Origin of the sequence: Paenibacillus sp. Root52 (assembly GCF_001426865.1) — a bacterium.
Classification (GTDB): domain Bacteria; phylum Bacillota; class Bacilli; order Paenibacillales; family Paenibacillaceae; genus Paenibacillus.
Genome location: NZ_LMFO01000031.1, coordinates 156,780 through 170,610, shown reverse-complemented (window position 1 = coordinate 170,610; position 13,831 = coordinate 156,780). Strand labels below are relative to the sequence as shown.

11 protein-coding genes are annotated in these 13,831 nt (G+C 48.7%); 1 reads left to right on the top strand and 10 read right to left on the bottom strand.

Translation table 11 applies throughout. The annotated features are described in order from the left end of the window. Window positions 1-353: 353 nt before the first annotated feature. Complete coding sequence (locus ASD24_RS25725) at window positions 354-1,805, bottom strand: SulP family inorganic anion transporter (protein WP_056702007.1); 1,452 nt, start codon at window positions 1,803-1,805, stop codon at window positions 354-356. 630 nt (window positions 1,806-2,435) lie between these two features. Here ASD24_RS25725 and ASD24_RS31165 point away from each other — a divergent pair. Then, window positions 2,436-2,954: a hypothetical protein gene (locus ASD24_RS31165; protein WP_056702006.1), complete on the top strand. Its 519-nt coding sequence runs from the start codon at window positions 2,436-2,438 to the stop codon at window positions 2,952-2,954. A 425-nt stretch (window positions 2,955-3,379) separates the two neighbouring features. Here the strand turns inward: ASD24_RS31165 and ASD24_RS25715 are convergent, their stop codons facing one another. The 9 genes from ASD24_RS25715 to ASD24_RS25675 form a co-directional block, all read right to left on the bottom strand. Further along, window positions 3,380-5,050 carry an ABC1 kinase family protein gene (locus ASD24_RS25715; RefSeq protein WP_056702004.1) on the bottom strand — a complete coding sequence of 557 codons (1,671 nt, stop codon included), beginning with the start codon at window positions 5,048-5,050 and terminating at the stop codon, window positions 3,380-3,382. Further along, window positions 5,051-5,428, bottom strand: a complete 378-nt coding sequence (locus tag ASD24_RS25710; RefSeq protein ID WP_056702003.1) for a phasin family protein — start codon at window positions 5,426-5,428, stop codon at window positions 5,051-5,053. It abuts the gene before it with no gap. Between the two features lie 100 nt (window positions 5,429-5,528). Then, on the bottom strand, window positions 5,529-6,167 hold the full coding sequence (locus ASD24_RS25705) for a ThuA domain-containing protein (protein WP_056702001.1): 639 nt from the start codon (window positions 6,165-6,167) through the stop codon (window positions 5,529-5,531). A 421-nt stretch (window positions 6,168-6,588) separates the two neighbouring features. Next, window positions 6,589-8,151: a cobyrinate a,c-diamide synthase gene (locus ASD24_RS25700; RefSeq protein WP_056702229.1), complete on the bottom strand. Its 1,563-nt coding sequence runs from the start codon at window positions 8,149-8,151 to the stop codon at window positions 6,589-6,591. Between the two features lie 97 nt (window positions 8,152-8,248). Then, window positions 8,249-9,340: a cobalt-precorrin 5A hydrolase gene (locus tag ASD24_RS25695; RefSeq protein ID WP_056701999.1), complete on the bottom strand. Its 1,092-nt coding sequence runs from the start codon at window positions 9,338-9,340 to the stop codon at window positions 8,249-8,251. Continuing rightward, window positions 9,333-10,130, bottom strand: a complete 798-nt coding sequence (gene cobM / locus ASD24_RS25690; RefSeq protein WP_056701998.1) for a precorrin-4 C(11)-methyltransferase — start codon at window positions 10,128-10,130, stop codon at window positions 9,333-9,335. Before cobM ends, ASD24_RS25695 begins: the two co-directional genes overlap by 8 nt. Further along, window positions 10,127-10,843, bottom strand: a complete 717-nt coding sequence (cobI, locus tag ASD24_RS25685; protein ID WP_082560573.1) for a precorrin-2 C(20)-methyltransferase — start codon at window positions 10,841-10,843, stop codon at window positions 10,127-10,129. The genes cobM and cobI overlap by 4 nt, the downstream gene beginning before the upstream one ends. A 32-nt stretch (window positions 10,844-10,875) precedes the next feature. Beyond that, window positions 10,876-12,177: a precorrin-6y C5,15-methyltransferase (decarboxylating) subunit CbiE gene (gene cbiE / locus ASD24_RS25680; RefSeq protein WP_235540849.1), complete on the bottom strand. Its 1,302-nt coding sequence runs from the start codon at window positions 12,175-12,177 to the stop codon at window positions 10,876-10,878. Continuing rightward, a complete protein-coding gene (locus tag ASD24_RS25675; RefSeq protein ID WP_056702223.1) occupies window positions 12,140-13,291 on the bottom strand; it encodes a cobalt-precorrin-5B (C(1))-methyltransferase in 1,152 nt (383 codons plus the stop codon). Before ASD24_RS25675 ends, cbiE begins: the two co-directional genes overlap by 38 nt. Window positions 13,292-13,831 lie beyond the last annotated feature (540 nt).

Sequence of the window (13,831 nt, the reverse complement as noted above, 5' to 3'; positions counted from 1 at the left end):
AGCTATCCCGAATTTCTAACGAACCTAACGCACTCTATTCCAGCGTATTAAGCGATTTGTCATTTCTAACGAACTCCAGCCGCCCTATTACACGATATATCCGCAAAAACAGAGGACATACTGGCGATAATGGCAAATTAACGTGCCTATGATTCGTTAGAAAAACAAAACCATGGACTATCCCCATATAAGACGTGTTAGGTTCGTTAAAACTAGAACAGCGGCGCCCTCTCCTAAGTTAAACCCTGAGAGAAGTCACCGCTGTAAGTAATTTGACTCCACCGCTACCAAAACCACTTCATTCAGCTACAAATCATATCATCCTGCCGTGGTTCAAACGTAGTTTCAATTGGTTATGTTCCATGACCGCCAGATGTGGCGAATCCGCTTCGCTCTAACAAACGTGAGCTTTCCTCATTCAGTCCACGCAGATGAACGGTTTTGCCAAGCTTCGCGTATTTGAACTTCACCTTGCCAATCGCAACGACGGCCGTATTATCCCAGATATGTGATCCGCCAAAATCAATCGTAATCTCTTCCGGATCAGCCTCCGCGTTGAACTTATCAACAAAATGAGAGGATGAACCGAAGAAAAATGGTCCAACCACGCGATAAATCTTCTGCCCTTGCTCTTGGCTTGTCTGCACACGAATTTTGGTCTGTTTCCAGCCGAAGTGTAGCACACTGAGTACAACCCCAACCATAACCCCGATCGACAGATCGTGTGTATAGACTACAATTGCTACGGTAATTACCATGACAATGGCTTCTGCCCGAGGTACACGAGCAATGTTTTTAACCGAACTCCAGTCGAAGGTTCCGATGCACACCATAAACATGACACCTACGAGTGCCCCCATTGGCACCTCCTTGACTACATCACTGAGAAGCAGCAACAGAATCGCCAGAAATGCTCCTGCAGTGAAGGTCGATAAGCGCCCACGCCCACCCGACTTCACATTAATGACCGATTGCCCGATCATCGCACAACCGCCCATACCACCGAACAAGCCGTTAACAAAGTTAGCGATCCCCTGCCCACGTACTTCTCGGTTTTTACTACTCTTCGTCTCCGTCATCTCATCCACAATCGTTGCGGTCAATAGGGATTCCAGCAAACCTACCAGCGCCATAGTGAAGGAATAAGGTAACAGAATCATCAGCGTGTCCCACGTCCAAGCGATATTAGGCAAATGGAACATCGGGAGTGTACTAGTCAAATTGCCCATATTACCTACTGTTTTTACATCTAAGTGAAAGACCACGGTAATAATCGTCATGACAATGATCGCGATGAGCGGAGCCGGTACCCCTTTGAAAAACCTTGGCAAAATATAAACAATCGCCAGCGTGCCCGCAACCATCGCATACATAATCCAGTTTGCGCCTGTAAAATGCGTGAGCTGTGCCATAAAAATGAGAATCGCCAGTGCATTCACGAATCCGGTCAAAACCGAATGCGGCACAAAGGTTATAAATCGTCCCACTTTGAAAATACCTAAAATAAACTGAATGACCCCTGTCAAAATAGTTGCTGCAAACAGATACTCCAAACCATGATCTTTCACGAGCCCAACCATGAGTACCGCCATAGCACCCGTTGCAGCCGAGATCATACCCGGTCTGCCTCCTGCAATCGAAATCACGATTGCAATCGTAATGGAAGCGTACAATCCGACCATCGGATCGACACCTGCAATGATGGAGAAGGCAATCGCTTCGGGAATAAGTGCGAGCGCAACCGTAATACCTGCCAGCACATCTCCGCGAATGTTGCCAAACCATTGTTGTTTTAACGTATTCATATGTTTCTTGCTGATCCTCCCGCTCTATAACTCCAAATTTAAAATGAGTACCCGATCATCGAGAGAACGATTCATCACTGATTTACGAAGGCAACCAGCACAAAATAGCGGAATACATGATCCGCAAATGATCATCTGCGCCTGTGGTATGACTTCATAACCATCCGAGACTACTGCACAGCAAAAAATAATGCAGGTCTACACCGACATCCGTTCCAGTGTGAATCCATCTAAATTCCATCGTTTCATTCCGGGCTTTGCAATACTGATGAGTCATCATGATAAAAGATTGATACGTGAAGCTCACGATACTCTTGGTTTTCCCCTCTCAGAAAAACCGGATCCGTTATGTACTGACCTATTATTATAGACAAGGCGCCCTATATGTACGAATACGTTTATGTGGATATAATAACGAATTATCTTTTAATATCTTCCTTTTTCTATAAATTACTCCTATATGCTCTAATTAGTCAAAAAATATAACTTGCTCTTTATGCCGCCATGGTTTAGATTCATAAAAAATACCTATTATAGTTAATTACACGTAACGATTGACATATTATAGAATAAACTGCTCTAGCATGCCTTGTTCCATTTTATATCTTTCGATTTGGAGGACTATGATTCATGAAGAAAAGGGTAACGATCATCTTAGTTTTGACCATCGCAATGACGACATTCATCACATTTATTGTAGGTGTCACCTCAGATAGGTCACATTCCGGCAACTCTCAAGACAGCATACTTCCAACGGAAACAACATACTCGGTGATCCATACGTCGGCGGATGGAGGAGATGAGGCCCACCCATCCACTAAAAGTGCCGATTGGGAACATAAAGCCATTGGTGGTACTTCATTTTCTAACGCATTTAACATAGATGCTGGTCGTGGACATCTTAAACTCATCATGAAAAATAATAGTATCCATCCAGTCAAAGTCACCCTGACACATCAGGGGAAGACGGATAAAATCTATTTCGAGAAAATAATCGCTGCACACGATACTCTCATCTGGACTAATTTTGAAGAGGGGTATCCACAAGGAATGCGTGGCGGAAGTTACATCCTACAATGGATCGGCGGTGAACACGCCGTGAATGGCGAGGTTTCGGGTAAGCTTGCATCCAGCATTCATGATTTCTGATCGACTCTGAATTTGGATGGCAAAAAGATTCCAATAAATAAGCATTAATAGGCTTTTTAAAGGCTTAGAAAACTATATGTAATAGTTCTAGTTCCTAAAAGTCCAAATGGTTACCAACATTTTTGTATACTTCTGATATAAAAATTACGAGGCTGTCTTCAAGTCGCCTATGTGACTTTGAGACAGCCTCGTAATATTTACTCCCCAATAAATCACGGTTCTACCTATATTTTTGAACTAAACATTTACACCATAACGGAGAGGACAGAAATAACATGAAGAAGCGAAGCGTTCGCCTTTATCCCCGGATTTTCCCTTTGTAAAAGGGATTCAAAAAAATCTGGGGGTAACAGCGATCGGAAGGTTATTCTGTCATCGGAGCGGCTAGCGTGTAAATTACCCTTATTGTTTATTTCAATATTAGTCTAGAACCGCCCTGATTTAAATATCGAATAGAGCAGAAACGCCACCATCAGAATAGCCACGAGAAATCCAATCTCAATTACTGGAATGTCCCATAGCATCGTTGCCTGATGACTGATCGATGAACCGATAATAAGTCCAACCATAATGATACAAAAGGCAAGGAGTACGATACTGAATGATAGTCGGTTACTGATCTGATCCAACCTTCGCAGCAGCGTCTCCAGTTCAGGCACACTGACTTCCAAACGCAGCTTTCCTTTGCTGATTATAGAAGATAACTGCCGTAGCTGCCCTGGCAATCCAATCACACTCTCTGCCATATCGGCCGCACTGCGGAACAGTTTATTTTTGATCCTACCGGGGCTGAATCGTTCCTTAATCAGTTTACGTCCAAAGGGCTCCGCCATATCAACAATACTCAAGGATGGGTCGAGATGCTCAATTACACCTTCCATCGTCAGTAGCGACTTCCCTAATAGCAGTATATCCGCAGGCATCACCACGCGGTGCCGCTGAGCCACACCAAACAGGTCATTGAGTGCCTCACCTACACTGATCTTAGAGAATGGAATATCGTAATACTTCGTTCTAAGCTTGTCCAGATCGACATGTAGCCCCCGCAGATCCATATCATCAGGCATCATGCCCAGCTTCTCAATGGAACGAACCATACTGTCCGTATCTTTGCGCATCAGTCCAATAATAAGTGAGGCTAGCTGTTGCTTCATCTCGTCACTCAGCGTTCCTACCATACCAAAGTCAATAAAGGCTAATCTACCATCCTTGAGTACCATCAGGTTACCTGGATGTGGGTCGGCATGGAAGAAGCCGTGAATGAAAATCTGATTCAATAACGAATCTACCAGCCGCTGTGCAATATCGTTCAGGTCATGTCCTTTTTTAACTAATTGTTCACGGTCATTCAGCTTGATTCCTTCGATATACTCCATCGTCAGCACACGGGAAGACGTCTGATCCCAGTAAATCGTCGGAATCTTCACCTTATTGTCCGGTTGATATTGCTGAGCGATCTTCTCGGTATTTCTCGCCTCGATGGTATAATCTAGCTCGGCCATAAGAGCCTGTGCATACTCCTCAACCATTTGCGGAATCTGATACTGCTTGATCCAATCCCAGCGCTTCTCTGCCATCGCGGTCAATTCGCGTAAAATATCCAAATCTCGCTGCACAATTCGTGAGATGCCAGGTCGCTGAATTTTGATTGCAACCGCCTCACCGCTCTGAAGTTTACCCAAATGCACCTGACCAATGCTGGCCGCAGCTACAGGGGTATCCTCGAACCGGGAGAAGATCTCTTCCAGCGGTATATCCAATTCCTGTTCCAAAATACCCCTGGCCGTCTCCGAAGAAAATGGCGGAACCTGATCCTGCAGTTTCACCAGTTCACGAATGACCGACTCAGGCAATAAATCTGCCCGTGTGCTCGCCAATTGCCCCAGCTTAACGAAAGCCGGCCCCAGCTCCTGCAGCACTAGCCGTATACGCTCACTCAGTGTTTTGGTCGTGTGGGCTTCACGCGACATCCATCGGCGGGGTAAGGCGAGAATTTGGAACAATCCCAACTCCTCGACCATATAACCGAAGCCATGACGCACCAGCGCCATGGCAATTTCCCGGTATCTGCCGACATGTTTAATTCGTACAGCCATCTACTCGATCTCGTTTCCTTTGAGAGGAGGAACTTCAAGTGGAGCAGGGGAGCTATCCGTTTGAAGCTGTGGTGTCTGATTCAGTTCTGCAAGTTTCTTCTCAAGGAGCGCTACACGTTGCTCTAGACTTGTTACTTCATCTTTTGAAGGTACGCCCACTTCCTGCAGCACACGTTTAACCTGTTCGTGAATCACTCTCTTCAACTGACCTTGCTCCTCGTCACCTCGTTCCATCAGACGCTCAACCAGAGCTTTGGATTCACCCGGCGCGAGTTCACCGCGTTTTACTAGATCATCCACTGTTTTTTCAATCTTTTCCTTGCTTACGACGGTAAGACCTAGCCCTAATGAAATCGCCTTTTTGAACAAATCGCTCATTCCTGTCATCCCCCTCTTTCATTGATGCATATATTATACCCCTATTAGAGGTCGTTCAAAAAGTCCGTACACACAAGTAACACAAACATACAACGATAAGTTACACGTAACGTGCAGCCCATTTGCCTGCTTGGAAGATCAACTTCCGATACGTCTCGTGGGCAAACGTTGGCACATGATGTCCTGGCATCAAGTACACAATCCGTCCCAAACCATATCTATGCGCCCAAGCCGCTGGCTTCGGCCCTTCTTCCGTCTGGTACTCAAGCAATACTTTTGTTTCGGAGAAAGAACCAAACTCAAACTGGTAAGGCTCTTCTTCTAACGTAAACCCGGTAATTCCTTCTGTCACAGGATGTGATTCCGCTGTGACCGTGAATTCCAGCGGAGCATACGGTGGATGCTGCAAAAATTTGGCACCAATCATCTGCTTGAGTTCGTATCGGTTTTGGAGCGAGATTCCGTTATGCAAAATGACCAAACCTCCGCCATTGCTTACATAGGACAGTAATCCTGCTGTTTGCTGCGGAGAGACTTTTCCCTTCCAATCGTCCATATATGAAATACACACATCAAACCCTGTGATATTTTCTTGTAATAACATATTGCGGTTCTCACTGCATTGCACAGTCATAATATCATGAAAAATCCGGCTGATCTCAGCATCCACACCCTGAAGCGGGTGCCAATCGGGATGTGTATAATCGCCGAGTAATAATGCCTTTTTACGATGATCCATTACATGTAATCCCCTTTCTATTTCCCTATTGTAAAGTGACCGAAAAAGCATGTCCCCCTTGAAATCCAAATGAGCAGATTAATCTTCTGCAAAACCCTCATGACGGTAAGGCCGGTATACCTAATCATCGATATGCTATGCCTATAGTTCAGATTCGCGGACATGTTCACTACTACTTCTTAGTATAGCCGCATTATTCATAAGCATATCCCGAAATTTTGTTACCCTTTAGAGAGTTTGTCCCAAGAGAGCCACAGGTGCACTCGTCAATTGTATATGTGTCATTACTGACCAGTCCAGCATCCACAGATGCTCTGGGCAGTATTTAAGTCATTCCACATATGCAGGCAAAAACCTTTAATTCTGATGATTAGCGGCCAACTTCACGACCAAAGTCTCAGATAATCGAACAAAGATAGAGTCACTCTACTTCCTTCTGCTTACTTTGTCGATACATGCGACAATGCTCTACCCATCTGTGAGCAGCTTCAGGATTAGAACCAAGATGTACATGAGTGTACCCAGCTAGAATATGACCTGAATTGTATCCCTCTGGCTTCAACCCTCGCATACCTTTAGTTTCATAGGCATATGGAATCGTATCTGTTTCCCGATAGGTCATCGTAGAGTAATGGAATTCATGACCTCGCAGTATATCTCCCTTTTCCAGCAAAAATGAATCCTGAACAGCACTTGCCTCACGATATCCAAGGGCTGCGCGCTTGGTTTGCATCTGCACATGTGCAGGAACAATACCCGCCATGTTGAACGTCACCCCTTGGCGATCCTTTAACGTTTCGGCAAGCACCATATAACCTCCGCACTCGGCAAACACAGGCATATGCTGACGTGCAGCCTGACGCAACCCTTCTAGAAACAACTTGTTCGTGGCAATAGCTTCAGCAAATTCCTCTGGAAAACCACCGCCCAGATAGATGCTGTCTGCATCCGCTGGAATACCTTCACCCGCAATTGGACTGAAATAAGTAAGCTTCGCGCCAGCTTCTTCAAGCAGCTCCAAGTTATCTGGATAATAGAAGTTAAACGCCGCATCCCGTGCAATTGCGATGACAGGACGTGCTTGATGATCTTGATCGTCTTGGCGCTTCTGGTGTTCTTGGTGTTCTTGGTGTTCTTGGTGTTCTTGGTGTCCTCGATGATCTTGATGCTCCTGTTCAACCTCTTTATTTTGTTGATTTTGTTTCTTTTGTTCAGGAACCTGCCGCTGCTCAAGTTCAGATATGTAGTTCTTGGATTCCAGCGGAGGCGCTGCACCTGCAATCTTCAGAAGTAAATCCAGATCCGTACCCTCACTCAATACATCGGCAGCCCGCTGGAATAACGGGTCAAGTTCACCTCGCTCGATTGCGGGAACCAAACCAAGATGACGCTCTGGAATCGACATATCATCCTCTCGTTTTAGCCAACCTACCACAGGGATGTCGCACATTTGCTCAATCGCCTTCTTTACAATCTGGTAGTGCCCTGCACTCCCGCAGCGGTTAACGATGACACCTGCTATATTCAGCTCAGGTTCCAACTGTTGAAACCCAAGCACAATCGCCGCAGCACTCCGTGCCATACTACGAACATCTACAACCAGGATAACAGGTGTCTGCGTGACCATCGCAATTTCAGCAGTTGAGCCGGTATTGCTGAGGGGATCTTTGCCATCGTACAGTCCCATGACTCCTTCAATGATCGAAATATCCTGCCCCTCCGCTGCTTGCACAAATGTATGACGTACATACTCCGGTGAGGTCATCCACGCGTCCAGATTGCGAGAAGCTCTTCCTGTCACTGCCGTGTGATAGGTTGGATCAATATAGTCTGGGCCGCATTTGAAGCCCTGTACACGTAGTCCCCGCTCAGCGAGAGCTTTCATTAAACCTAGCGTTACCGTTGTTTTACCCGCGCCACTTCCTGTCCCCGCAATAATTAACCGAGGTCTGACATGTGTGGCATGTTGTTTATCGCTTGTCATCATATGAATTCCCTACCTTATCTGCATATTTCGTGCACAAAGACTGATATAACAAAACCGCACCGAATACCGATGCGGTTATCTATATAACTTTAGTTCAAGGTTTAAATGGGATGCGTGCGATAGAAATCGTCAGATTACCGCTTTTCTTCTTCTCCAGCAACCAATGGTCTGCCCCAGAGGAGAGCAGTGCCGCTGGCTCACTGACGCCATAAGCACCCGTATATTTGAATACCGTCTCAGACGGATTCGGTAGGGTAACCGTGTTCAGTTCAGCAGGGGCATAGGTAACCAGCTCCCAGTCGTACTTTTGGCATAGCGCAAGCAAGCCTTCCTCATCCTTTTTCAGATCAATGGTGGCTACGTTACGCACACTCTTCACGGAAAGAGACTGTTCTGCAAGCGTCGCAAGAACCTCCTGCTCCAATTCCTCCAAGGATGTCCCCCGGTTACAGCCCATGCCTAGCACTAGACTTTTGGGACGGTACAACACACCGTTGCTCATGAATCGCTGCTGTTCCTCATCGGTGAGCAGTCGATCACTAATCACGAGTGCCGCATTGAATGCAAATGACTCTGTTTCCGCCATGCTATGAAAGGTACGAATATGATCCGGGACAGGTTTATCGTATTTCCACCAATTCCGCTCACCCGTCTCCTGAATCAGCGCAACTGGCTCCTCATTCACAACCGCTGCACTCACGGGCGTAGCCTTATCGAAGCTATCCACAATCCAACCAAGCTCACGACCGAACAGATCCACAGGGATCGTCCCTTGCACATCTGAAGCCGTCGTAATTACAGGGCGTGCCCCAAGCACCTCTGCCACCTGGCGGGTCAACTCATTGGCACCGCCTAAATGACCGGACAACACGCTGATGACATGTTCTCCGCGATCATCAATGACCAGAACAGCCGGATCCACCTTTTTGTCCACTAATAGCGGCGCAATCATGCGTACTACAGCACCCAGAGATATGAATAAAATAATGCCATTATACCGTTTGAACAAGTCCGGCAGAATCAGTTTCACTGACCCCTCGAACATGTTGTAGCCAAGCTGCTGCTCATCTCCACGGGCGAACTTTGTCATATAATAAACATCCGTCCCCGGGAATTGTCCAGCCATGTTGCGCACCATCTCAACCCCATGCTTGGTGATGGCTACCGCTGCATATGGATTACTCACCGGACTTCACTCCTTTGCGGTACCCATGGGTGAAGGATTTGTCATACAGCTTGGAGCGATGCGCATCCCGATTCACAAGGTCTGGGTCAAGCGCCCAGCCAGCGAGAATCATCGCATGCATTGTAATGCCTGCGGCGCGCAGGTCAGCAGCAAGATTAGCCAGCGTTGTACGCACAATTTTCTGATCAGGCCACGTGGCACGTTGCACCACCGCAACCGGTGTATCCTCACTCCAGCCTGCGGCGAGGAATTCAACCACGACTTTCTTCGCAAGTGTCGCACTCAGGAACAGCGCAACGGTACAGTGATGTGATGCGAGGTCACGCAGCTTCTCCCGTTCTGGTACAGGCGTACGTCCTTCCGCGCGAGTCAGAATAACGGTCTGAGTCAGCTCAGGCACAGTCAGTTCTGCCCCCAATGCCGCTGCCGAAGCAAAGACCGAGCTAACGCCAGGAATAATCTCATAGTCCACACCTTGCTGCTTGAGCAATACCATCTGCTCTAAAATTGCCCCGTACATTGCCGGGTCTCCTGTATGTACGCGAGCTACGCTGCGCCCATTGCGTGTTGCCTCCGTCATCAGCTCAACTTGACGCTCCAGATCCATGCCTGAGCTTTGCAACACTTCGGCTTCCGGCTTCGCCGTAGCAATAAGTTCATCATTCACGAGTGAATCGGTATAGAGCACCAGATCGGCACTTCTCAAAATATTCGAGCCTTTGACAGTAATCAGCTCCGGGTCTCCTGGACCTGCACCTACGATATATACTTTCGGTTCCAATGTCTTCATTTGCTCACCACCATCAGGCTCAGATATTCCAGCTCCTGTCCTTTCAGTTCACGGGCATCGCGCCAGATCAGTTCATATGGGGAAGTGACTTTAGTAACAACTGAGGCTTTGCCGCCAAGACCCATCTCCTCCAACAGTTCCAGCATAAGATCAAGCACCTTCGCTACTTTGATAAATACAATCGTATCGTGATGCTCAATTGCTTGCCGCATGGCCTCTTTATCCGCTGTTGCTGGGATGATACCCACCTGCTCGTCACCATCTGCCAGATGGATATCCAGCGCTGCCGCTGCCCCAAGTACGGATGAAATACCCGGAATAGAAGAAATCGGTACTTCAGGATGCAACTCGCGCATCAGACGTGCCAGGTGAATAAATGTACTGTATAGATTCGGATCTCCTTCGGTTACAAAAGCAACGTCTTTCCCTTCCTTCAGCGCAACCCAACATGCCTCAACGGTTTTACCCCACTCACGTTCTAGTACGACAGGGTCTTTCGTCATCGGGAAGATCAGACCGAGCATTTCCTTCTCTTCTGGATTCACGTACAACTCCACGATCTCATGGGCGTAGGATTTACCACCCTTGCGTTTCTTCGGATAAGCGACCACAGGACATTCCCTGATCATGCGGTATGCTTTGACGGTAATCAGCTCCGGGTCTCCTGGCCCCACACCCACGCCATATAGTGTGCCTACTGCTCCCATGCTCATGTTGTTATCCCCCTTGTTCTGTCCTTCAACGATCATTCTGCCGCTCCTGCTGTTGTTCCCGCGGTTGTTGCTTCTATAGCCTCTGTAACAACATACTGTCCTGTAATCACATAAATCGGGTTCAGTCCGTCAAAACGAGTCATGTTCAAAATCGGCTTACTGCGCGCCGTCTGAAGCAACGTCACTGATGCGTCCATGCCTGCTTCGCGCATCGCCTTCATGCTGTCATGCAGCGTCTCAATCGTCGCTGCATTCACCACGATGCGTCCCTCTGGGCGCAGCCGGGACGCACATAGGGCGATCAGCTGCGCCAGTTCTCCGCCGCTGCCGCCGATGAACACCGCATCCGGATTCGGTAGTTCGTCCAGCCCTGCTGGTGCCTTGGCATGAAGGACAGTAAAGTCCGTCCGGAATTTCACTCGATTGGCCTCGATGTTGACGAGGTCACCTTCATTTTTTTCGATGGCGAAGACCTGCCCCTTCGGCGCTAGCCGTGTACACTCCACAGCTACTGAACCTGAGCCTGCGCCGATATCCCAGACAACGCTATCCTCTGCGAGTTGCAGCTCCGATAAGCTGAACACACGCACTTCGCGCTTCGTGATTAGGCCCTTCTCCGGCTTGCGCTGGTGGAACTCTTCATCCGCGAAGCCAAATCCTTTGCGTGGTGTTGGTGCATCCTTGCGGCGCAGCAATATAACCACATTTAGTGGGCTGCATTCGGCTGCCGCCAGCTCGTCCAATGTATAATGACGGGCACGTTCATCTGCTGCGCCCAGATTCTCAGCCACATAGGCGTCATATTCGGTCATGCCGAATTGTTGCAGATAGGCCGCAATGGCCGCCGGGCTGTTCTGCTCATCGGTGAGCAGCGCAACTTTGGCTTTGCCATCGATGCGCTGTGCGAGTCCCTTGAGCGGGCGTCCGTGCACACTTTCGAGCACGGCGTCCTGCCAGCTCTCGCCGAGCTGGGCAAATGCGAGCTGCAGCGAGCTCAGATGAGGTCGGATCTGCAATTGATCCGAGCCAAGCTTACGCGCCAGATACCCGGCAATGCCGTAGAACAGCGGGTCTCCTGAAGCCAGTACAACAACATGGTGTGTGGCTTGAAGCGCTTTTATTTTCACAACGAGATCACTCAAACCGCCCTTAATCGCAAGCTTCTCGCCTGCAAATGTAGGGAAGTGTTGCAGTAGACGTTCACCGCCAACAAGTACGTTAGCTGCTTGGATCATGTCCAAACATTCGGATGTCAGCCCCGCTGCACCGTCTTCGCCTATACCAATAATGTGGATTTTACGATCCTTTGCTCCAGTTGTTGTCGTCAAGTTCACTGATTTCCGCCCTCCCAAGTTCCATTCCTTTCATCGTTACCAAGACCACTTCCACCGTCATGCCGCCGCCTGCATGCTCCAGACAGTGCCGACAGGCATATGTACATAACCGCTCAAAATAGGGCAAATACCCTGCTTCGGTCATCATATCCGCTACCTGAGTCGCCGTGTTGGCTTCCTCGATCGCTTGCGCCAGCTCATCTCCGGCTCCCGTCTCCCGAGCGACGGACGCAAGAAATCCAAAATCCACCGGCGCACTCTTGGAGTGCACCATCATGACACCTTGTGCCACCTTGGCAAACTTACCCGGCATGCCGACCAGACTGATGCGTTTCATCCCTAGCCGCTTGCCGTGCTTGATCGCAAACCCAACAAAATCGCCCATCTGAATAAAAGCTTCCTCCGGCAGTTCAGGTATCATCTTCATCGCGTATTTCTCACTGCTGCCCCCAGTGGTCAGGACGATATGTTCACAACCGGAAGCCTGGGCTACCGAGATCGCCTGCACGACACTGGCTTTGTACGCCGATGTGGAGAAGGGCACTACAACGCCCCGTGTACCTAAGATCGAGATGCCTCCGAGAATGCCAAGGCGGGAATTCAGCGTTTTTTTCGCGATCTCTTCACCATCTGGCACGCTGATAACCACGCGTACCCCTCGCGCTGTGCCGTGTTCGGCGAGGACTTGCGTTACCGCTTCGGTGATCATCCGGCGCGGAACAGGGTTAATCGCTGCTTCGCCCACGGGGACGGGCAATCCTGGCTTCGTCACACGCCCAACGCCGATCCCGCCGTCCAGCTCCATCCCAGGCTCATCCCGCCAGGATACGTGGGCAATGATCTTAGCGAGATGTGTGGCGTCCGGGTCATCGCCGGCATCCTTGATCGTGGCACAGGTCGCCACCCCATCCTCCAGCCCTTGTTCGATCAGTTCGAACGAGTGGTCAAAGCCCGCAGGAAGGGATACGACAGCTTGCTCAGGCACCGTTCCGGTTAGCAGTAACTGCGTTGCTCCTTTGGCAACAGCTGTGGCACACGCGCCCGTGGTGAAGCCTGAACGCATCGGTTTGTCGGGGTCTGGCGCTTCACCGCTTTTCATGCGTTTCTTCTCCATCATGGTCTATGACCTCCCGTCCTTTCTTATCATTTAAATTGTTGGATGTACTTGAGGTAACTACGTTTGCCGCAGAAGGGGGAGACTCCGGGGTGGCCGCTCCGGGAACGGATCGTTCTTTCGATCGCTGTTGTCCCCAGATTTCTTGGATTCCCCTTCACAAAGGGAGAAATCCGGGGACAAGCGTATGCTTCCGATGTAGCTTTCTTTCAGAAAGCTTTCATGCGAACGCTCCGCTTCTTCAGAATCGATTCCGTTCCCTCCGCTACCCCTGCGTTTGCACTACCCGCCTCGTAAACTACCTGTTTAGTGTCATCTTATAGGCAAACAATGCTCTCATCGAGTTATCTGCATGTAATGAATCGAGGACACGCTATTGGAAGCACATAGCACATTCGAAAATTGTAACGAATCATAGCAACGTTATTCCATGAAATAGACGATGTTACTGCCAGTTTCTGAAGCATTTCACCGTAATAGCGTTATTCAGGTTCATTAGAATATGAAATGGATAAAAATCCTTAATATAAGGTCTGTAGG